The sequence below is a fragment of the Klebsiella ornithinolytica NBRC 105727 = ATCC 31898 genome (assembly GCF_001598295.1).
GTDB lineage: Bacteria > Pseudomonadota > Gammaproteobacteria > Enterobacterales > Enterobacteriaceae > Klebsiella > Klebsiella ornithinolytica.
Window position 1 is genome coordinate 250696 of record NZ_BCYR01000001.1, and the last position, 19419, is coordinate 270114.

23 protein-coding genes and 3 tRNA genes are annotated in these 19419 nt (G+C 50.0%); 5 read left to right on the forward strand and 21 right to left on the reverse strand.

Annotation, left to right across the window (positions count from 1 at the left end; translation table 11 throughout):
- Positions 1-396: 396 nt before the first annotated feature.
- Positions 397-1959, forward strand: a complete 1563-nt coding sequence (locus ROR01S_RS01160) for an MFS transporter (RefSeq protein WP_064359002.1) — start codon at positions 397-399, stop codon at positions 1957-1959.
- 48 nt (positions 1960-2007) lie between these two features.
- Here the strand turns inward: ROR01S_RS01160 and ROR01S_RS01165 are convergent, their stop codons facing one another.
- Together ROR01S_RS01165 and azuC are read right to left on the reverse strand one after the other, a co-directional pair.
- Entirely contained in the window at positions 2008-2259 is a 252-nt protein-coding gene (locus ROR01S_RS01165; protein ID WP_004864113.1) for a DUF2766 family protein, read from the reverse strand.
- A gap of 79 nt (positions 2260-2338) precedes the next feature.
- On the reverse strand, positions 2339-2422 hold the full coding sequence (azuC, locus tag ROR01S_RS26905; protein WP_015583995.1) for a stress response protein AzuC: 84 nt from the start codon (positions 2420-2422) through the stop codon (positions 2339-2341).
- 210 nt (positions 2423-2632) lie between these two features.
- On the opposite strand from azuC, the gene ROR01S_RS01170 reads away from it, so the two are divergent.
- Entirely contained in the window at positions 2633-4054 is a 1422-nt protein-coding gene (locus tag ROR01S_RS01170; protein ID WP_032717086.1) for an MFS transporter, read from the forward strand.
- 52 nt (positions 4055-4106) lie between these two features.
- Here the strand turns inward: ROR01S_RS01170 and ROR01S_RS01175 are convergent, their stop codons facing one another.
- A complete protein-coding gene (locus tag ROR01S_RS01175; protein WP_004864120.1) occupies positions 4107-4745 on the reverse strand; it encodes an RpiB/LacA/LacB family sugar-phosphate isomerase in 639 nt (212 codons plus the stop codon).
- A gap of 434 nt (positions 4746-5179) precedes the next feature.
- Here ROR01S_RS01175 and ftnA point away from each other — a divergent pair, with 434 nt between their 5' ends.
- The gene (ftnA, locus tag ROR01S_RS01180; RefSeq protein WP_004864122.1) at positions 5180-5677 is read left to right on the forward strand and encodes a non-heme ferritin; all 498 of its coding nucleotides are present in this window, start codon (positions 5180-5182) and stop codon (positions 5675-5677) included.
- Positions 5678-5713: 36 nt separating this feature from the next.
- Here ftnA and ROR01S_RS01185 read toward each other — a convergent pair whose 3' ends face one another.
- Positions 5714-5953, reverse strand: a complete 240-nt coding sequence (locus ROR01S_RS01185) for a YecH family metal-binding protein (protein ID WP_032717085.1) — start codon at positions 5951-5953, stop codon at positions 5714-5716.
- 194 nt (positions 5954-6147) lie between these two features.
- Between ROR01S_RS01185 and tyrP the strand changes: the two genes are divergently transcribed.
- A complete protein-coding gene (tyrP, locus tag ROR01S_RS01190; protein WP_032717084.1) occupies positions 6148-7359 on the forward strand; it encodes a tyrosine transporter TyrP in 1212 nt (403 codons plus the stop codon).
- A 381-nt stretch (positions 7360-7740) separates the two neighbouring features.
- Here the strand turns inward: tyrP and ROR01S_RS01195 are convergent, their stop codons facing one another.
- The 4 genes from ROR01S_RS01195 to ROR01S_RS01210 form a co-directional block, all read right to left on the reverse strand.
- On the reverse strand, positions 7741-8442 hold the full coding sequence (locus tag ROR01S_RS01195; protein ID WP_463666829.1) for a YecA/YgfB family protein: 702 nt from the start codon (positions 8440-8442) through the stop codon (positions 7741-7743).
- Positions 8443-8494: 52 nt separating this feature from the next.
- On the reverse strand, positions 8495-9070 hold the full coding sequence (locus ROR01S_RS01200; RefSeq protein WP_064359003.1) for a DUF805 domain-containing protein: 576 nt from the start codon (positions 9068-9070) through the stop codon (positions 8495-8497).
- A gap of 145 nt (positions 9071-9215) precedes the next feature.
- A complete protein-coding gene (locus tag ROR01S_RS01205; RefSeq protein ID WP_155728870.1) occupies positions 9216-9611 on the reverse strand; it encodes a metallophosphoesterase family protein in 396 nt (131 codons plus the stop codon).
- Between the two features lie 72 nt (positions 9612-9683).
- A complete protein-coding gene (locus ROR01S_RS01210; protein ID WP_064359005.1) occupies positions 9684-10181 on the reverse strand; it encodes a metallophosphoesterase in 498 nt (165 codons plus the stop codon).
- Between the two features lie 558 nt (positions 10182-10739).
- On the opposite strand from ROR01S_RS01210, the gene ROR01S_RS01215 reads away from it, so the two are divergent.
- Complete coding sequence (locus ROR01S_RS01215; protein ID WP_064359006.1) at positions 10740-11312, forward strand: hypothetical protein; 573 nt, start codon at positions 10740-10742, stop codon at positions 11310-11312.
- A 71-nt stretch (positions 11313-11383) separates the two neighbouring features.
- On the opposite strand, the gene ROR01S_RS01220 is transcribed toward ROR01S_RS01215, so the two are convergent.
- From ROR01S_RS01220 to pgsA, 13 genes are all read right to left on the reverse strand, one after another.
- A complete protein-coding gene (locus ROR01S_RS01220; RefSeq protein WP_064359007.1) occupies positions 11384-12028 on the reverse strand; it encodes a hypothetical protein in 645 nt (214 codons plus the stop codon).
- A gap of 47 nt (positions 12029-12075) precedes the next feature.
- A complete protein-coding gene (locus tag ROR01S_RS01225; protein ID WP_064359008.1) occupies positions 12076-12381 on the reverse strand; it encodes a hypothetical protein in 306 nt (101 codons plus the stop codon).
- 2 nt (positions 12382-12383) lie between these two features.
- Positions 12384-12629, reverse strand: coding sequence for a hypothetical protein (locus ROR01S_RS26910; protein WP_155728871.1), 246 nt, complete (start codon positions 12627-12629; stop codon positions 12384-12386).
- Positions 12619-12897 (reverse strand): hypothetical protein, encoded by a 279-nt coding sequence (locus tag ROR01S_RS01230; protein ID WP_064359009.1) that lies wholly within the window; start codon positions 12895-12897, stop codon positions 12619-12621. The genes ROR01S_RS26910 and ROR01S_RS01230 overlap by 11 nt, the downstream gene beginning before the upstream one ends.
- A gap of 527 nt (positions 12898-13424) precedes the next feature.
- On the reverse strand, positions 13425-14882 hold the full coding sequence (locus ROR01S_RS01235; RefSeq protein ID WP_064359010.1) for a hypothetical protein: 1458 nt from the start codon (positions 14880-14882) through the stop codon (positions 13425-13427).
- Entirely contained in the window at positions 14882-15850 is a 969-nt protein-coding gene (locus ROR01S_RS01240) for a primase-helicase zinc-binding domain-containing protein (RefSeq protein ID WP_073972266.1), read from the reverse strand. The genes ROR01S_RS01235 and ROR01S_RS01240 overlap by 1 nt, the downstream gene beginning before the upstream one ends.
- A gap of 134 nt (positions 15851-15984) precedes the next feature.
- On the reverse strand, positions 15985-16233 hold the full coding sequence (locus ROR01S_RS01250; RefSeq protein ID WP_064359013.1) for a hypothetical protein: 249 nt from the start codon (positions 16231-16233) through the stop codon (positions 15985-15987).
- Between the two features lie 185 nt (positions 16234-16418).
- Positions 16419-17006 (reverse strand): hypothetical protein, encoded by a 588-nt coding sequence (locus ROR01S_RS01255; protein WP_162268826.1) that lies wholly within the window; start codon positions 17004-17006, stop codon positions 16419-16421.
- 237 nt (positions 17007-17243) lie between these two features.
- Positions 17244-18257, reverse strand: coding sequence for a tyrosine-type recombinase/integrase (locus ROR01S_RS01260; protein ID WP_064359015.1), 1014 nt, complete (start codon positions 18255-18257; stop codon positions 17244-17246).
- A 124-nt stretch (positions 18258-18381) separates the two neighbouring features.
- Positions 18382-18468 (reverse strand) — tRNA-Leu (locus tag ROR01S_RS01265).
- A gap of 13 nt (positions 18469-18481) precedes the next feature.
- Positions 18482-18555 (reverse strand) — tRNA-Cys (locus ROR01S_RS01270).
- A gap of 39 nt (positions 18556-18594) precedes the next feature.
- A tRNA-Gly gene (locus ROR01S_RS01275) sits at positions 18595-18670 on the reverse strand.
- Between the two features lie 151 nt (positions 18671-18821).
- The gene (pgsA, locus tag ROR01S_RS01280; protein WP_004864143.1) at positions 18822-19370 is read right to left on the reverse strand and encodes a CDP-diacylglycerol--glycerol-3-phosphate 3-phosphatidyltransferase; all 549 of its coding nucleotides are present in this window, start codon (positions 19368-19370) and stop codon (positions 18822-18824) included.
- Positions 19371-19419: the final 49 nt, after the last annotated feature.

Genomic DNA, 19419 nt, shown 5'->3' on the forward strand with positions numbered 1-19419 from the left:
ATCCCGAGAGAACGGCTTTCGCATCGCAGCATAGCGATCGCCCTGGCCGGCGCAACCGCGCAGCGTTGGCACTAAAACCCGCCGGACGATGCCCTGCAGACCGCCGTATGGCCACCGTTCCGCTGCGCGAATAAACGACACCGGATCATCAATCCCTCCGCTTCACGCCTCCGTCCATCGCGGATAACGTTCCAGCGATCGCTGTTTCTGACACATCATTTCCGCCGTTCAGGCGCCGTTCTTATTCCTGAAAAGCATTAAAAACTTTTAAGCCGATCGCATTCCTGCTCTGGGAAATGGCGCAGCGGGTGATTAGTGACGGCGATCACTTTTCGCCATCGACTTTAAGAATATAAAAACAGCGTTTCAAAAATTTAAAACATGAGGTTTATATTAATGGCAGGATACGCGGCTTCAACCTCACAAGGGTTGCAGGGAAGACCGATTTTGTTACGCCATCAGCTAGCCTACGGCGGCGGTAATTTACTGGGGAGCGGCGCGCTGGCAATCAGCGGCGCCTGGCTACTTTATTTCTACACCACGTTCTGCGGACTGACGCTGATTGAGGCGTCGTTCATTTTCTCCGTCGCCAGCATCATCGATGCGATCAGCAATCCGTTAATGGGCTACCTGACCGATAACTTCGGTAAAACGCGGCTCGGCAAACGCTTCGGACGCCGACGTTTCTTTTTATTGATCGGCATCCCGCTGATGATGTTTTACCCGCTGCTGTGGGTTGAGGGGCTGGGTTTCTGGTACTACCTCTGCACCTACGTCGTCTTTGAGATTATTTATACCTCAGTCATGGTGCCTTATGAAACCTTAGCCACCGAAATGACCGACGACTTCTCATTACGCTCTAAACTGACCGGCTATAAAGCCATTTTCGGCAAGCTTGCCAACTTCCTGGCGGCGTTCATCCCAGGTCAGTTTATCCTGTTGTACGGCAAAGACTCCGCCACACCGTTCTTCCTGACCGGGCTGACCTACGGGGTTATTCTGATTATCGCCATCTCCTGCCTGTGGTTTTGCAGCTGGGAGCGCCCGCGTGAAGAAGAAGTTCGCGTGAATGAGAAAAAAGGCCTGCTCACGACCCTGCTGATGCTGGCGAAGGATATGCGTTCAACCTTCTATCTACGCGTGTTCCGCAAACATCTTGGGATGTATCTCTGCGGTTTCGGCGCAGAATGGCTGTTTGCCTCGATCTTTACCTACTTCGTTATCTTTGTCCTGCAGCACGATCCGGCGATGGTCGCCGGGCTGAACAGCCTGAACTCGATTCTGCAGCTGCTCTCTACGGCGTTGTTTATCGGCCTGTGTGTGAAAAAGGGATTCAGCAAGCCCTATATTCTGGCGCTGAGCATCGTGATTTTCTCCGTGTTGCTGTACACCTCGCTGTGGTTTTTCCATCTGCCCGCTCATCTGGCAACCATCCTGATGTTTGGGATCACGGTGCTGTTTGGCCTGGGTACCGGCGGCGTGTACTACATTCCATGGACCGTTTACACCTTCCTCGCCGATGTTGATGAGATCTATACCGGCCGCCGCCGCGAAGGGATCTACGCGGGCGCCATGACCTTCTCCGGAAAAATCCTGCGTTCGATTATTGTCTTCACGATGGGAGCTATTCTCAGCTTTTACGGGTTCCAGTCGAAAGCGCATACGCAACCAGAAAGCGCCGTGACCGCCATTGCGGTGGTGTTCTGTAGCGGCGTGATCCTGCTGGCGCTGGCGGCCATTGTCTTCAGCAAGCAGATGAAACTGGATCGCAAAGCGCACCTGGTCGTATTGCAGGAAGTGGCGCGGATTAAAGCAGGGGGTAAGGTTAGCGATATCCCGTCCGATGTGCGTATTATCGTGGAGGATTTAGTCGGCCATCGTTATGAAGAGTGCTGGGGCAACAGTAAGCTATTTAAAGATGAACAGCCGGCGTCGGCAAGGGCCGCTATCTCTCATTAACGTCTGGTTTTCGCCCCGCCATCGACAGCGATAGCGGGGCGAAACAACTTAGTGTGCTTCACCCTGCGGCGTAAACTTAAGCTCAATCAGCGCAATCGCTTTTTGGACCGCGCGCAGCGTCACCGGATCGGCCGAAGCCGGATGGCTGGCAAAATCGATGGCTTTCAGCTGCGTGGTCATTTTTTCGCGGACTTCAACAGGGGCGATGACATCAATGACGTCGAGAATCTGTTTGATAACCAACTGGCAGGCGACAACGTCAGAAACCAGTTCGTCTTGTTCGGTGAGATGTTGAGACATTTATTACTCCTTTTTCGAGGAGCGTAATAGTAACCTAAATCCCGAGAGATAAAAAAACCTGCCGCAGCAGGTTTTTTTATCAGAACATACCGGCAGGCGGTACATCTTTGAATGTTTTGCAGTACTGCTCGAACATGCTCTTCAGAATTTTGCGCAGTTTCATGAAGCGACTCCGGTTTTGTTATGCAGGTGTTACCATTGGTGGGGTCTATAATATGACCTGCATCACATAAATCAATAGAAACATGCGCTAAATCACAATTTATTTACAAGAATAATTTATAAATTAAACAAAAGTGAGGGAAATCGCAGAGTTAAGAGCCTGCACGTTTTTCCCGCGATAAGCACCTCACCAGGCGATGGCAAACACACAATGAGTACAGATATCTCTTCACGAGAAGGCCGCGCCTTCTCTGCTCCTGCGCTGCTGGTCGCCGGCGCATTTTTCATGGAGTTTCTTGACGGGACGGTAATCGCTACCGCGCTGCCGGACATGGCAAAAGATTTTGGCGTTGCGGCGGTTGACCTCAATATCGGTATCAGCGCCTACCTGATTACGCTGGCGGTATTGATCCCGGCCAGCGGCTGGATTGCCGATCGCTTCGGCGCGCGTAAGATCTTCACGCTGGCGTTGGCTATTTTTACGCTTGCCTCCGTTTTTTGCGGCTTTGCCAGCAACGTGGACACCTTTGTCGCCATGCGAATCCTTCAGGGTATTGGTGGCGCGCTGATGGTGCCCGTCGGCCGCCTGGCGGTACTGCGTACCACGCCAAAAGATCAGCTCATCAAAGCCATTGCCACACTGACATGGCCGGCGCTGGTTGCGCCGATCATCGGTCCACCGCTGGGTGGCTTTATTACCCGCTATGCCAGCTGGCACTGGATTTTCTTTATTAATGTTCCTCTGGGATTGATCGCCATCGCGCTGTCGCTGCGAATTATTCCCGATATCCGCGAAGCGCAGCGACGTCCCTTTGACCTTCCCGGCTTCTTTGCGACATCGGTTGCTATGGTGAGCCTGGTGAGCGCCATGGAGTTGCTTGGCGATACCCGACCACAAGGCTGGACAACCCTGGTCCTGCTGGGGATCGGTACGGGATGCATGCTGTTCGCTCTGCGCCATTTCCGCCGGGCAGAGTGGCCGATGGTGCGTCTCGATGCGCTACAGGTGCCCACCTTTCGGGTTACGATGTACGGAGGATCGCTTTTCCGTGCTTCCATCAGCGCCGTCCCCTTTCTGTTACCGCTGCTGTTTCAGGTTGGCTTTGGTATGGATCCGTTCCATTCCGGGCTGCTGGTGCTGGCGGTGTTTGTCGGCAACTTCACCATTAAACCCGCCACCACCCCGCTCATCCGTTGGCTCGGCTTCCGTCGGCTGCTATTGATAAACGGGACGCTAAACGTCATCTCGCTGCTCGCCTGTGCTTTTTTAACGCCGCAGACCCCGGTCTGGCTTATTTGTATGATCCTGTATCTCGGCGGCGTATTCCGCTCGATTCAGTTTACCGGCGTGAGCACGCTTGCTTTTGCCGATGTTCCGCCTGCGCAGATGAGCTACGCCAATACGTTGTTCAGTACCGCGTCACAGCTGGCCGTGGGTCTGGGGATCACCCTCGGCGCGATCGGCATTCGCATGGGTGAAAAAGCCAGTGAGTGGTTAAGTCTGACGACCCTACCGGGGATCAGCTTCCGGCTCTCCTTTGTCTTTATTGCCTTAATTTGTCTGGTGGGAATGGTAGATAGTCTGCGGTTGAGCAAAGATGCCGGTAGCAGCGTCTCGCAGAGCAAAAAATAGCAGCAAAAAGGCCAGCGGTGGCTGGCCTTATTCGAAAAAAACGAGGGCTTGCTTAGCCGACTATCTGGCGGACAAAAGCTTCGATCTCTTTATCCTGGCAGTTCTCGAAGAAGCACTGCTGGAAACGCGGGCCGGAGACAGCCGTTTTGACCAGTTCCGGATCGATAGCGCGCAGAGTATCCAGATAGTTATCTTTCACCACGGCAGCTTTCACCGTATTCAGGATCCCGGCGTTACGCACCTGCGGCTCTTTGCGCTCCGGTGGGTAACCTTCGCCATTGCGACCGGTGAAGGCTTTTTCAAAAATAAAGCGCACGTTCAGCTCGGCACCCCAGCCAAAACCTTTGGCAAACGGCAGGGACAGCGCATTACCGTTATTAATCTGCGCAAACAGGAAGGCATCAGCCGGATCAATACAGTAGCCGCACACTACGCCTGGGTGGATGTTCAGCGACATCAGCGCGCCCTGTCCGGTTCCGCAGCCGGTTACCACGAAATCAACCGCTTTCGAATTCAACAGAATGCTGGCCATGATGCCCAGATGAATATAGGTCAGATGATGGTCGTGCTCATCGCTCATCCCGACGTTGTATACCGGGAACCCTTTTTCATCGGCAACGGCGTTTAGCTCGTTGAGGATGATGGCGTTTTTGCTGGCCTGGCTGTTTTCCATCATCAGTGCAATTTTCATGCTTTACTCTCCTGAATGCTGTGCGGGCACTCCCGCGATAGTTCGTTAGCGTTATGATGGACTCTACTACTTAACAAACGCACTTTCAAATTTTATGAAAAGTTGTTTTATAAATTACGTAGCGCTTCACATTTTTCGCCTTCGCCCTCGCCCTCCCGGTACCAGCCGCCACAGGCAGAGACGCAGTCAGCTCCCTGGCTGCCCATCTTCCTGCCAACGCCAGACACCTTATTTCTGTTTTTTATTTTGATAATACGAACTGACTAAAATATTAAACCGAAACCATTCTCATTACTTATTAAATTGCCAATGCGTTTTATTCCCATTTTCATTTTTAATAAATAAGTTTTTTAATTTACTTTTTGCAAATAAATTAATAACAAATTATAATAACCGCACAATTACGTTGACCCTTTATTTTCGGAGCACACGCGATGCTGAAAACAGAAATGATCGATAAACTGAATGAGCAGATGAATCTTGAACTTTATTCTTCTCTGCTTTATCAGCAAATGAGCGCATGGTGCAGCTACCACAGCTTTGAAGGCGCCGCCGCATTCCTCCGCCGTCATGCGCAGGAAGAGATGACCCATATGCAGCGCCTGTTTGATTATTTGACCGATACCGGCAGTCTGCCCTGCATCAACGCTATCTCCTCACCGTTTGCCGAGTACGCATCGCTGGATGAGCTGTTCCGCGTCACCTACGAACACGAACAGCTGATTACCCAGAAAATTAATGAGCTGGCCCACGCCGCCATGACTAATCAGGATTATCCGACGTTTAATTTCCTGCAGTGGTATGTGGCTGAACAGCACGAAGAAGAGAAATTATTTAAATCTGTTATTGATAAGCTGACCCTCGCCGGTAAAAGCGGCGAAGGCCTGTACTTTATTGATAAAGAGCTGGCGACGCTCGACACGCAGAATTAATTATCCCGGCGGCGAAGTTTCGGCTTCGCCGCTAAATTAATGCCGGCAGATCTTACTCTCACGCGTATTAAACCCCGCCTCTACGGCAACAAACTTCCCCTTTTTCTGTAGAAATGCCACCAGCTCCGCCGCGCTTAAATTTTCTGCCGAGCAGGTATGAAAACGTGCATCTGCGCCGAAGCGGGCGATGATTGCCGCCTCAAGAGTGGCCGTTGAGTAAGGTTCGCCCGAGGCGATCATCATCTGCAGCACTTCATGACCATGAATCGATTGCATAGCTCCTCCTGTAAAACGCCCAGCATAGCCCGGCGAACGGCTGGAAGCTTTGCGCCAGCGCAGCCTTCAGGCGGCCTTCGCGGAGTGTAAATATTTAATTACAACCACTGTAACCCTCATTTGACGAGAATGATAATTTCACATACTCTGCGCGACATATTTTATTGTTAATTCCTTCATGGATAGAGAGAAACGTGAAGAACCGCACTCTGGGTAGTATTTTAATCGTGGCCGGGACCACAATCGGCGCAGGGATGTTGGCAATGCCGCTGGCTTCCGCGGGCGTGGGTTTTGGCGTCACCTTCTGCTTACTGATCGCGCTGTGGGCGCTGATGTGCTACACCGCGTTATTACTGCTGGAGGTCTATCAGCACGTGCCCGCCGATATGGGGCTCGGTTCGCTGGCGGCACGTTATCTCGGACGTTACGGGCAGTGGGTGACCGGCTTCTGCATGTTATTCCTGATGTATGCGCTAACCGCAGCCTACATTAGCGGCGCGGGCGAACTGCTGGCCTCCAGCCTCAACCAGTGGCTGGGCTGGTCGCTTCCTCCTGCGGGCGGCGTATTGCTGTTTACCGCCATTGGTGGCGCGGTAGTCTGCCTCGGCACATCGCTGGTTGATCTGTTTAACCGCTTCCTGTTTAGCGCCAAGATCATTTTTCTCGCCATTATGCTGGCGCTGCTGTTGCCGCATATCCATCGCATCAATCTGCTGACGCTCCCGCTCCAGCAGGGCCTGGCGCTATCGGCGATCCCGGTGATTTTTACCTCTTTCGGTTTTCACGGTAGCGTGCCGAGCATCGTCAGCTATCTTAACGGCGATATTCGTAAGCTGCGTCGGGTCTTTATCATCGGTAGCTTTATCCCGCTGGTCGCCTATATTTTCTGGCAGCTGGCGACGCTCGGCAGTATTGACTCCCCGGCGTTTACCGCGCTGCTGGCGCAAAATGCCGGCCTGAACGGACTGCTGGAAGCTCTGCGCGAAGTCGTGGCGTCGCCGCACGTTGAACTGGCAGTGCATCTGTTCGCCGACCTCGCGCTGGCCACCTCGTTCCTTGGCGTGGCGCTTGGACTGTTTGATTATCTGGCCGATCTGTTCCAGCGTAAAAACAGCCCCGGCGGTCGTCTGCAAAGCGGTGCAATCACCTTCCTCCCGCCGCTGGCGTTTGCCCTGTTTTATCCGCGCGGCTTCGTGATGGCGCTGGGCTATGCTGGCGTCGCGCTGGCGGTGCTGGCGCTCATGCTGCCTTCGCTGCTGGTGATGAAGAGTCGGAAACAGCACCCTGACGCTCCCTGGCGGGTCGCCGGGGGAACACCGGCGCTGTGGCTGGTGCTGTTGTGTGGTATTGCGATTGTCGCTATTCAGTTTTGCATCGTCGCGGGTTTGCTCCCGGCGGTAGGATAAAAAAAACGGCCTCTGGCCTAATGCGGGTCACTTAAAGGCGACCCGCATTTTTTTGGTTTATCGCCGGCCAGAGCGATGCCGGGTTCCCAGGGCCGGGCGAAACCGGCCCTGGGAAGTTCATCTGTCGCGCAGGAAACAGAAATACGCGGACGGAATATTCCACGGAACCCACGCGACAGACCCCTTTCGCGCAAACCAGCGTAAAACCGACATCCCTGGCTTAACAGCGACCTCCAGGACAGACTTATCCGCAGGCGTGTTGAAAACCTGACAGCGCCGGATAAAAATCGGCAATCTCTTTGAGATGACGGATACTTCCCCCTCTGCCGGAGCGGTCAGCCGATGCTTAAACGATCGGCATCAGACCAGCAGACCCGTTATTTATTTCGCTAAGCAACACTGCTTATATTTTTTGCCGCTGCCACAGGGACAGGGATCGTTACGCCCGACCTTGACTTCATTGCGGATCGGTTGCTGCACGACTTCCGGCTCAGCATGCTCAGTCCAGTATTGGTACAACGAGAGCGCTGCCGGGCGGATATGATCCACGCTGGCGATAAACTCATCGACAGAGAGCGCCTCAACCGCTGTAAACTGCGCTTCCGTGCCGTGCAAAGCAATGCTGTCCAGCGCCGACTGCGGCTCTTCCGGCAGAGCGGGCCAGTTTCCGAGAGCGACGCCGCGCATATAGCCGAAGCACCACTCCTCAACAATCGTCAGCTCCTGACCTTCCTCTTCGCGGGTCCCAAACAGCGGTTCAAACTGATCGGGATACTCGTCCAGACGCTCGGCAATGTCGCTCATGTGCTGCAGAGTCAGGTTAACAAAGTGGTCACGCTCGCGGTCATTCGCCCAGCGCGGCACATTGTCCGCTCCGCCCCAGATAGCCAGCAGCCACTGAGCCGGTTCAATCTCTTTCGGGCCGGAGAGAATGGCCGTCAGCAGGCCGTCAAGCTCTGAGACATCAAGGATGGCGCCCTCGGTGGCGTATTTCGACAGGATATCGTCCAGCCATTCAAGTTCGCTTTCGTTCAGGGGTCCGGTTTTCATAAACAGGCTCGTCGTGGTAGAAAAATGGCGCATACAGTAGCGGAAATGCCGGGAGAAAACCACCCGGCAGCGCACTCAGCAAGCGTTAAATGTCTTTAATGATGCTGGCGCGCATCGTTTCGTATTCGCTCTCGGTAATGGTTCCGTCATCGAACATTTTTTTCGCCTGCGCGAGGCGTTCCCGCACATCATCGGCGGATGAGAGCGGCGCGCTCTGCCGGGCTGCTGACGGGCTGTATTCACTCTCTTGCTGAATGTCGCCATAGCGGTTGACACCATCGGTGCCGCGGGCAAACAGCAGCCAGATAGACAACGCCAGCGCCGCCATGCCTCCCGCCGCCGTTATCCATACCCAGACGGCCGCCTCGCCGTTATCAACGGTGGTGATAATGCCGATAAAGCCAACCAGCAGAACAGCATAGGGTGACAGCAGCCACCAGCCTGATTTGTTCAAATCGTGCAGACGGCGCACCGCAACCGCGATGCCGGGGATAATGATGATCAGGCCAAACAGGCCTCCTACGATCGGAATCAACCCCAGTACGGCCGAAAGCACAAAGTTGGCGACGGTAAAAACCACATACTCCTTGCGCGCCGAACGCCCGCGAAAGGTGGCATATTTGCGGAAGCAATCACCGTAGCTTTCAAGCAATGTAGCCATAAGATCCCTCATTTAATTTGTTTTTATTGCCATAACGGCGTTCCGTTCCCAAAGGATAATAGTCCGGCGAACCGGAGCGCTATTTTACCGCAGTTTGGCCATACCGCGCCTGAGAAAAATGGGGGGGAAACGCTGAATACCGGTACTACCCGGCAGAATGGCGGGAGGGGGGAGTGGGCTGGCGGACAAACGTCCCCGTTATCGCGCGCCGCGAACCGGGTTCCTGAATCCAGGCGTAAAGCGGGTTATCGGCTTTCGCCGCGTTGTAATCGACGCAGACAACACGCTCGCTCAAGGAGCAAGGTTCACCGGATAAAGTGTAGTGACCGATCACCACCGGGACATCTGTTGTGTCCAGATGGGTCTGCTCCAGAGGAATATCCGGGATCCGGCCGATCATTTCCGGCTGAACCTGGGCTATCTGGCGATAGGTTTTCACATCATCCCGCCACCAGCGCAGACGAATATGGCGGCGCTCGACGCCCGTCTTATCCACGAAGCTAAAGCCTGCAGGTAGTTTCAGTTCTGGTCCTTTAAGCACGGTCTCGATCATCCGGAACAGAGGATGCTGTTGATCAAAAGCAGCGACCCAGTTTTCGGGTTTCAACCGATTCTATTCATCCAGCCACGGTCGCAGTCGGGCAATCGTCTTGTCCTGCCAACAGGCATGTACCGCCCGAATATCGCCATAATCAACAAACAGCGGCAGCGTTTTAAACCAGTCGATCCAGAAATCATGCCGCGGAGTGTCTTCGACGACATCGGCCAGAAAGGCCTGATGCTGACGTCGATTATTCGGGGAGTGCGGCCGCAGCGGCTGAGCGCGATGCGGATGGCGCAGTGCCCAGCCAACGGCGTTAAATTCATGATTGCCCATCAGACATATCGCCTGTCCCGATTCCACTTCCGCCCTCACCCGCTCCAGCACCGCCAGGTGGTCGATCTGCGCCCCAGGCTGATTATCAATCAGATCGCCGACGAAGATCAGTAAACGCTCATCCGGTTGGTACAGAGCATCAAGGTGTTCCAGCAAAGCGGCGAGCTTGTGGTACTGACCGTGGATATCGCCGATGAAAATTCTACGCCTCGCCGGCTGGCCAGAATGCAGCATATGAACACCTTTTCCGAAGAACAGAGACATTGATGATATCAGTTTAAGCGGCTGGCCTGGCGGGATTTCACCCGGCGTAAATTACCCCGTCATGAGATCTTCGGGAAACGGTCGGTAGGGCAGAATAATTGCGGTCGCTCCGTCAGTCGACGGACCGTGCGACAAGAAAGATGTTACGCCGTGATATCAGGAATGGAGGGATTTCAGAAATGAAAAAACCACCCGTAGGTGGTTTCACGACACTGCTTATCATTGATTTTATTCTATAATCCCAATGGTACCCGGAACGAGACTTGAACTCGTACAGCCTATGGCCGAGGGATTTTAAATGCTACACCTGCGGTTTGATGTGAATAATACGCACCACAAAGCCTTGTTTCAAGTGATTTATGTAGTTTCTGGTTTGATCTGGTTTTGGAGGGTTTGCACATATTTGCACACGGCAAGCTAACTCAGGCTAGCTAGAAAGAAGCATCTTTGGTACTGTTCGCATTTACGTGCGGATAGCCGCTGTGTAGTATTAATATCTGTGTGGGAATTAACTAAAAGGGAATGAGAATGAATAAAATTGCTTTATTGCTCTTATCGGTTGCTCTTACTGGCTGTACATCAATGAAGAACATGAGCAGTACAATGAATGGAGTCATGACACCTTCCCTAAAGATGACCCATGACAAATTTGATGATCAACTCATGATCAGCCAACCCATGGTTCCTGCTAACAGCAGCTTCTCTGATGATATGACTGGGTTAGGTTTTGCTTGGAAGACCGGTTTACCAAAGTTCATTATCTTATCAGTTGGTGCCCAAGGAATTACGAATGTCACCGCCGTTAAATTCAATGTTGATGGAAAGGTGATTGATAGTGCGAGAGAGGCGAGCCAGTTTACTGATTATGCTGACCCGCACTCAGCAAGAAGTTTCGGGGATTTCACAGGTAATTATTCGGTGCGTCGGTTTGTTATACCTATCAGTGATTTTGTCGTTTTAGCTAATGGTAAACACGTAAAAATGAAAATTGAGAGTTACGATGAATATCAATTTTCAGTCTTTGGTAAAGGTGAACCTGCTGCCGTCAGCTCTAAATTTGCACCTTTCCTAAAGGCCTTAGCCGATAATAAAGCTCTTTGATAAAAGCCCTGAGTAAGGGCTAATTTACCAAGCAGGTCAGAACAAGCAATATCTGCATTGTAAATCAAAACCTAGTCTTCACCATCAACGCTAAATAGCGTTGATTCATCCACTCGAGTTTCCAGCACATTCGCAGGTGCGCGCTTTTTTATGACGCTTAATGATTCGTCAATAGAGTCACTAAGGCGGTCATAGGCAGCTTGGTCTGCCTGTAATTGAGTACTTTGCATAACTAAGTCAGGGAAATGGCGTTCGAGAATTTCATTAGCTGCTTTTGGCGTCCATTTAGCCGCACGAATAACAACTTCAGGGCTGTTAACCATAGCTTGTGCTATGCGTACATCACTAATGGCTGCGGCTCGCAAATCATCACCGTCTACACCAGCTTGTCGTAACGCAGCGATTAATTGCACAGACTCGGTTAGTGACATGTTGCCTCGAGCGGACTCTTTAGCTCGGGATTGGGCCTCAATGTTGATAAGCAGTTCTCGAGCCAATTCATTTTTGGACTTTTCCAGAGTTTTACCATATTCATCTTGTAGGCGTTTGTAGAGAACGGCCTTTTCCTCATCCGAGCGTGTCCTATCGTTTGCAATTGCTTTGCGTTTTTCCGAAAGTGTATTGATCTTTCGAGCAGCAACCTCATGGAATCGACCAATGGTGTCAGACGTATTTACACCACGTATGTATTGCTCTGAATAGTATGTAATTGCCATTTATATGTCTCTTGTTGTTATCAACGGGAATACTGAAATGATTGTTATCAGTTATTTGTCACGGTGATCGGGCCTTCGGGAAGGGCTATTGTGAAGTCGATACACTCAGGGTCGACAGATAAAGTCAGTGCCTTATGCTGCGCTTTGTACTGGTTGCGGAGGAGTTGAAACTCAGTGGAGGTTGAGGCATAGAAAGTAATAGTTTTGTTTATCGTATGGCTGGTGACACTCCACGAACCACGACGCAGATCGTCATTGTTAACAACCTCAATCACATGAAACTCAATTTCGATTGGTTGGGTAGGAGTAGTGATAATCTCCAGTCGTTTCAATCGGTCAGATAAAGTCACCATTCTTAGCAATCCAGCAGAATAAATTTATCTTCCAGCCCTGACTTAATTAGCTGAAATTGCCCGCGGTTAGTTGTATATACATAAAGTTCAGGGACAGGGCTGCAAGGATGGACAATTTCAATAACATCACCAGAGCGAGGGTCATCAGCTTCTACAGGCATATCAGTTATGAAGCGAATACCAGCCAGCACGCTTGGTGCATGAGTCCGCTCAAGCTCTTTAATACGGTTACGATAATTACTTGCCATGGTTCCCCCGCTCAAGCGCCGCAATGCGCTCCTCAAATTCGCTTAGCTCTTTAATTTTCATCTTGAGCAACTCAGCATCAAGTGTCCCAGTTGGCGTAATAGACTTTAATGCGGGAAAACTACGGTCAATTACCATTCTGACAGCCTGAACATCTCCAGCATCAACTAACTCAGAAAGGCGGGTAAGCGCATTATCTGTTAGCTGTTTAGGCAGCGGGGAACGCTTTCTGCCAGCGCCTGCTCTCGTTCCACCGTGATTGTTCGCCATAACGTCACCTTGAATAAACTTGATAATTCAAGTCTAACACTAAATGTTATAACGTAACACAAATTGTGTTTGATAATTCACAACCTACCACTTTTATAGATATTGGCTCTTTGATAAATGATGAATGCACACCTATTTACCCAGCATCCTATTAAAAGCGGTGTTATCACTGGTTAGCCGTAGCATGTGAACTGCTACAACCTGAAAACACTACCCTTTCTGGGACGCTAGCCAGAAAAAGACGGGGATAACTTTGTGCTCTTAGAATCCTGTACATTCTGTACACTTCACCCTTCAAAGCTAGACGTGGCGCGGTATGTAGCGTGTTTATTGCCCGTACATCCTTGTACATTTCTGTACATCGCTGGGATATGGATGTACACGCGTGTACAGGAATGTACGGAGCTTGTTCACTCTGTATCCCTTGCTGCATATGGGTTACGTAAGGTTTATGTACAGAATGTACGAGTTTTCAGGAATCCATTTCTGGCTAGCAAAAAAAAGAGCCGTTAGGCTCCTTTTCGTGTTTAGCTTGGGTAAACTCGACGGTCTCTCTCGACAAGTCGACCATCATTAATGCAGCGATCCAACGCATCGTTGTAAATTCTGGGGTCTCTCTTATCCAACCTAGCAAGTACCTTTGTTCGCATAACTTCACGTCGCAGAGCTGCATATGGCACGCCAACACCTTTTACACACTGCATTAATCGAATCTCAATACTCTCTCCGACGTTTTCCGCATCAGATAGTGCCATCATGCTTTTAATGTCATGCATTGACCACATAACAAGAGAGAAACCATATAGAACATGCTCAGGTTGAATCATACCCGTCTCGGCCGCCAGCAAGCTGGATACGCTGCATACACGCTCATATAATCTCGCAAATAACGCACCCATCAGTGGGTCATTTCTACGGTGATTATCCTCAGCCCAACGCCGCACACTATCCAACATAGCGCGAGATTCCTCAGTGGCTTGAGTTTCCTTATCATGGCGGTTCATTACATTTGCTAAGGAATTAATAATTGGAGTTAACTGTGCGAGTGATACCGTTTTTACGATCTCTTTGAGTTCGGCCCTGTCATCAGAGCAACGGAATACCAATGAACGACCGATTAATCCACTCTCAATATTTCCCTCGTTTATTGCACCATCCATCTTGGCAGGCGTACTGCTCATCTGAAAATTACACAATGGACGCGGAATCCCAGATTCGACCATATTTATCGCCGACTCAAGTTTGACTATTTTGGCGTCGACGTTTTGTAAGCGATCTTCTCTATCTACAGCCGTGGATTTATCTATTGCATCTTTAGATTTATATGCACGGGATAGGTCGGCGTCATACTGCGACTTGACCTCGCGTCGAATTGTGCCTGATAGCACATAATTGTCAGTTGTAGAAAGCGCTAGCATTACGCCCTCTATAGCCTGAGTGTACTGACTGGCGCTCTTGCTTGCCATACTGTCTAAGAACGTGTGAGCCTCATCAACTGAGTAATTACAGACTTGAACACTATCGGCATCAAGTAAGTTCAGTATCATGTCTTTATCGCTGCGTGGGGCGCCAATTATGTGGTGCGCTATATGCATCTTACCTGCGATTAGTTTTACAAATTGCTGAGGATGCTCTTTACCTGCTGCTGATGGTGCAATCACAAATGTAATTACATTTAATTTACCCCCGGCAATACTATTAACTCTACCTAACCCGGCAACCAATGCCAGTAAATTAAGTGTTGCGGCAGCCGCGGCTTTTGGCAGTGAGCGATATGCAGTGTCCTCAATCATTCTCAACACATCGCCGCCAATACCTGGCATTTCCATCAGTTTAATATGTTCGTGCTCAAACGGTGGAGCATCATTGTGTAATACCTCCGGGTATTGGCGGCTTCGAACTGCACTAGCTCGTACCCTGTTGATCTCTGCCTGTATTGAGGCTGGGATAGTGGTCTCTGTGGCTATTATTGGTTCACGGCTCATTAGCGCGCCTCCCCTGCTTTAGCCTGACGATAGTCGTCCCAGTCATCGTATTGTGCAGGGGGGAATGAACAGCGACCATTCACAGCGGCTGCGGCTGCTTCACTCTCTCTGTGTGCGCTATTGTCGCCAGTTATGACTATTTCGGCGTCCGGGAATAGAATTTGAGCAGCTAGAGCAGCCCCCATAAGTCCATTCTTACTCATTCCACAGAACACAGTCAGATTGTTGCTTGATAGCTCCCTAACGCTTAATCCAGTGGCGTATCCTTCAGCAATGGCTACTATTTTGGATTCTTGCCAATCGCCTTGCTTAGGCTCAATAAGTGCGAAACATTCTTTTTTACGACCGCCTGCAATCGCATATTTACCGCTTTTACTGATGAGTTCAGCCGTGTGGATAAAGCCGGTCACGTCCATTAGCGGCACCAGCAATGTACCTTCGAGGTATCGATATATGCCTTTATAACGTGGTAACGCGTGCAGGTAATTTTCTCGCAATACCTTAACGGCAAAACCTTTAAACCCCTTGCTAGCCAGATAAGGGATGTTCTCACAACTAACACTGAGACTCTCCCGTGTCATTCTGTCAGCCAGCTCCGCAGCTAATCCAGCCTTGCGGATTTCATGGGCAGATTCATTTTCCTGGCTAGCCTGCACCGTAGGTGCTTGTGTTGCAGTTGCCTTGTTGCCAGTTAAGCCGAGGATAGCGGCAACATCATTAGCAGCGTGTTTGAGTGACTTCCCGGTGAACTTAGCGACTAGGTTTAGACCATCTCCAGCGCCACACTGATTACAAAACCATGTTCCGCGCCCGTCTTTGTCATCGAATCTGAAGCGGTCTTTACCACCACATACCGGACACGGGCCATGATGACGGCTAGAGGGTAATTGGCAGCCATAACCTTCAAGAATTGGTCGCCATTGTCCTTTAGCTTTAGAGGTAATATCACTTACGTTTCTCTGAACCATTTGTTATAGTCCTTTTGTAAATTCTATTTTTAAATGCCCTATTGCTTATTGCTTTGGGGCTTTTTTTTGTCTTTTACACACGGATTTGCACACAACTTTTATTAAATCGTTATACGGCGCGGGTTGCCGTTGCATTATTTATCCGTCGTCGTTTGTTGTTCAGGTAATTGCCCAGCGAGATAGAGACTGAACAAAGGGATATTGATATAACGCTTTTTCCCAATAATACGAGTACAACGACTCAGGCCCGGATGCTTATCCGATTGCCAGAACAATGTTTTCAATGTTGGGTACTTAAACTGTGGGTACGTCTCTGGGACGTCGCTCATAGCTTGCCAGTTTTTCAAATCCTGCATTAAGTCAATTAACGTGATGTTTTCCATTATCTATGCCCTTTTTGGTCTGCTCTGGTCTACTGCGGTCTTGGTCGAACTAATTAGAGCAAAACAAAATGAGCCACAAAGGTAGTTTCCGAAAATTGGTAAATTACCTACCCCAATCTCAAGTCTCAGATATGCGTCACCCTCCGATTTCGCGGATACTTACTTTTGTGGTGACTAAATTAGTGCTAAATAATTGTCGCCCCTGACCTGGTTATGAATTGATCTCTAAGCTCAAGATTATCCAGTAAGGGGAGGGTTTCAACGAAATTATCCGGTAAGAACAATACGAGCCTGTCAGCCCATAGGGTTGCAGCATATGATTTCCTTGCCGCTTCAATCTGCTTCTTAATTGCTCCAGCAGATACATCAAGCTCTGCTCCAATCTCGTGTCTGTGATGTGGGAATTTTCTATCTATCGCCCAAACTAGCGCTAACTGATAAAAATCAGTTTTACCTTTTATATTTGGCCTTCCCCACGGCTTCCCACCTTTAAGGTGTTCAGTTATTCCGCCGCTAAGAATATCCATCATCTCAGGTAAAAGCGGCCTACGAGTTAAAAGAAAGTAGCGAATTAGGGCTAGCGTTACATTTTGGCTGCTTTCTTCTACATGATAATGGACCAAAAAAGAATCTATCATCGACTGCTTATGCTCCGCTGAAATAGAACTACCGTCAGTACTAGTAATTGCTATTGCTATGCTTTCAAAATCAAACTCAAAACCTTCAACTGTCATAAACCGTTCATGTAAATGATTAGAATTATCCATATTCATTTCCCCTGAATAATAGACATAGCAGAGCGCCAGACTGATTCAGCCTGGTGTTGAAATCCTGCGCGATAGAGTGTCAAAGCGGTCTTTGCTGCTTGCTGAGCGGCCTGTAAAGCGGATAGACTTGTGGTATTCATCAATGCTTTCCTCATTGGTGGATCACGACCTCAGACCGTTGACGCGGTGCTGGGGTTTTCTTTTGGCTTTTTTCTGGCTAGCTATTCCTAGCCTTTATCAGGGTTACATCATATTCCCAAACACACGATCGGTTAACTTTGCTTTATGCGTGGTGCATAAATGGCTGTAGCGCATTGTCATAGATGGGCTTTTGTGCCCGAGTATTTGCCCAATTTCAAGCAAACTAGCCCCATTCATAGCCAGCATTGATGCACATGTATGGCGTAAATCATGAAAGCGGAAATCATGAATTTCTGCGGCTTCTAATGCAGTAAACCAGTACTTATCAAAATTCTGGAAGGCGCCGGTTAGACTTGATAGGTGCGGGAACACATAACCATGGCCAACCTCGCGGAAGGCTGATAATTCCGTGATAAGGCCATCAGTAAGAGTAAGTACCCGAGCATCGCCATTCTTAGTTAAAGCAACATGGGCGGTTCTGGCAGCAAAATCAATGTCAGACCACTTGAGGCCCAGCAGTTCAGAGCGACGTGCGCCAGTAGATACAGCAGCGTGGATAAGCAGGTGCATACGTTCCCACTTGCTTTGCTTTGCAGTCTCTAGCAATAGGGTTAGTTCTTCTTGGGACAGGAAGCGGGTTCTTCCATTGCTTTCTTTGAGTTGGCGTATTTCCCTGCAAGGGTTCAGCTTAACATCGTGCAGATCATTGAAATAAGCAAAAACCGCACTAAGGGCAGCCTTATAGCGGTTCAGGGTTGCGGGCTTTTTGCCTGTTGCTTCCATACGAGCAAGCGCGGCTTTGATGTTCTGACGGGTAACTTTACCAACCGGCTTATCACCCAGCTCTCTAGCCCACCATGATAAACGAGTAGTAACGGACGTATCTCGCCCGGTATGTTGCGATAGATATTCTTTTATTGCTTGGGAAAGGGTTGTGTTTGTGAGTGCTGTAGACGTAAGACAATCAGCTAAATCATCACTTACCGTAATTTGCGCAAGGAATGACTCAGCCTCTCTTTTACGAGAGAAGACCTTTGATACGCGGGAACCATTTCGCATGAATTGCACACGATATACTTTCCCGGTTTTTCTGGATAAAACTTGTACGTTTGCCATCGATTAAAACCTCTTGCACATATTTGCACATGGATGAGTATTTTAACCGCAGTAAACCGTGAGCATTTGCGCTATCACTAGCGCCTAACCTATTGACCAGATAGGCTTTTACTATATCTTCCCATGGTACCCGGAGCGGGACTTGAACCCGCACAGCGCGAACGCCGAGGGATTTTAAATCCCTTGTGTCTACCGATTCCACCATCCGGGCTCGGGATGTAAATTGGAGGCGCGTTCCGGAGTCGAACCGGACTAGACGGATTTGCAATCCGCTACATAACCGCTTTGCTAACGCGCCTTAATACTTAAACACCCGCATCTGCCGATGTTTTTAATCTGGAGCGGGAAACGAGACTCGAACTCGCGACCCCGACCTTGGCAAGGTCGTGCTCTACCAACTGAGCTATTCCCGCATTATCAAGCAAATTTGCTAATCACTTGATTTTGTTATCGTCTGGCAAGCTGTGCTGCCGTTCGATGCGTTGCATTCTACTTACCTGGCGAAATGAGTCAACGATATTTTTTAAATCCTTGTGTCGTTTGCTGAAATTTGCGGCGAAACGATCACTGATCAAGCAAATCTCCGCGTGCGGCGTTCAAATACTGCAGCATAGACCACAGCGTCAGCACCGCTGCCACGAGGAACAGGGCGATTCCGGCCCACTCTACCCAGGCGTTTGGTCGCCACAGCATCCACACCAGTGCCGTCATCTGCGCGGTTGTTTTCACTTTCCCGATCCAGGAGACCGCCACGCTGCTGCGTTTGCCCAGTTCGGCCATCCACTCACGCAGCGCAGAAATAATAATTTCACGGGCAATCATGGTCGCGGCCGGCAGGGTTACCCACCAGGTGTGATAGTGCTCAACCACCAGCACCATTGCAATCGCCACCATCACCTTATCGGCAACCGGGTCCAGAAAAGCGCCGAAACGGGTGCTCTGATTCCAGCGGCGGGCCAGATAACCATCAAACCAGTCGGTAACGGCAGCGACAAAAAAGATCAGGGCGCAGGCAAAAGGGGCCCAGACGAAAGGCAGATAAAACGCCAGCACAAAGAACGGTATCAGGATGACGCGAAACAGAGTAAGCAATGTAGGGATATTAAATTGCATAGTGACAGGTAACTATCTGTTAGAAGTAAAAATTAGCCCTATGTTGCTA

Coding starts and splice junctions, on each gene's coding strand:
- ROR01S_RS01250 (WP_064359013.1), bottom strand. CDS start 16,233: ATGGAAAACATCACGTTAATTGACTTAATGCAGGATTTGAAAAACTGG.
- ROR01S_RS26910 (WP_155728871.1), bottom strand. CDS start 12,629: ATGGCAAGTAATTATCGTAACCGTATTAAAGAGCTTGAGCGGACTCAT.
- pgsA (WP_004864143.1), bottom strand. CDS start 19,370: ATGCAATTTAATATCCCTACATTGCTTACTCTGTTTCGCGTCATCCTG.
- azuC (WP_015583995.1), bottom strand. CDS start 2,422: ATGAAACTGCGCAAAATTCTGAAGAGCATGTTCGAGCAGTACTGCAAA.
- ROR01S_RS01210 (WP_064359005.1), bottom strand. CDS start 10,181: ATGCTGCATTCTGGCCAGCCGGCGAGGCGTAGAATTTTCATCGGCGAT.
- ROR01S_RS01235 (WP_064359010.1), bottom strand. CDS start 14,882: ATGAGCCGTGAACCAATAATAGCCACAGAGACCACTATCCCAGCCTCA.
- ROR01S_RS01260 (WP_064359015.1), bottom strand. CDS start 18,257: ATGGCAAACGTACAAGTTTTATCCAGAAAAACCGGGAAAGTATATCGT.
- ROR01S_RS01170 (WP_032717086.1), top strand. CDS start 2,633: ATGAGTACAGATATCTCTTCACGAGAAGGCCGCGCCTTCTCTGCTCCT.
- ROR01S_RS01200 (WP_064359003.1), bottom strand. CDS start 9,070: ATGGCTACATTGCTTGAAAGCTACGGTGATTGCTTCCGCAAATATGCC.
- ROR01S_RS01230 (WP_064359009.1), bottom strand. CDS start 12,897: ATGGCGAACAATCACGGTGGAACGAGAGCAGGCGCTGGCAGAAAGCGT.
- ftnA (WP_004864122.1), top strand. CDS start 5,180: ATGCTGAAAACAGAAATGATCGATAAACTGAATGAGCAGATGAATCTT.
- ROR01S_RS01225 (WP_064359008.1), bottom strand. CDS start 12,381: ATGGTGACTTTATCTGACCGATTGAAACGACTGGAGATTATCACTACT.
- ROR01S_RS01185 (WP_032717085.1), bottom strand. CDS start 5,953: ATGCAATCGATTCATGGTCATGAAGTGCTGCAGATGATGATCGCCTCG.
- ROR01S_RS01195 (WP_463666829.1), bottom strand. CDS start 8,442: ATGCGCCATTTTTCTACCACGACGAGCCTGTTTATGAAAACCGGACCC.
- ROR01S_RS01165 (WP_004864113.1), bottom strand. CDS start 2,259: ATGTCTCAACATCTCACCGAACAAGACGAACTGGTTTCTGACGTTGTC.
- ROR01S_RS01175 (WP_004864120.1), bottom strand. CDS start 4,745: ATGAAAATTGCACTGATGATGGAAAACAGCCAGGCCAGCAAAAACGCC.
- ROR01S_RS01215 (WP_064359006.1), top strand. CDS start 10,740: ATGAATAAAATTGCTTTATTGCTCTTATCGGTTGCTCTTACTGGCTGT.
- ROR01S_RS01160 (WP_064359002.1), top strand. CDS start 397: ATGGCAGGATACGCGGCTTCAACCTCACAAGGGTTGCAGGGAAGACCG.
- ROR01S_RS01220 (WP_064359007.1), bottom strand. CDS start 12,028: ATGGCAATTACATACTATTCAGAGCAATACATACGTGGTGTAAATACG.
- ROR01S_RS01240 (WP_073972266.1), bottom strand. CDS start 15,850: ATGGTTCAGAGAAACGTAAGTGATATTACCTCTAAAGCTAAAGGACAA.
- ROR01S_RS01255 (WP_162268826.1), bottom strand. CDS start 17,006: ATGAATATGGATAATTCTAATCATTTACATGAACGGTTTATGACAGTT.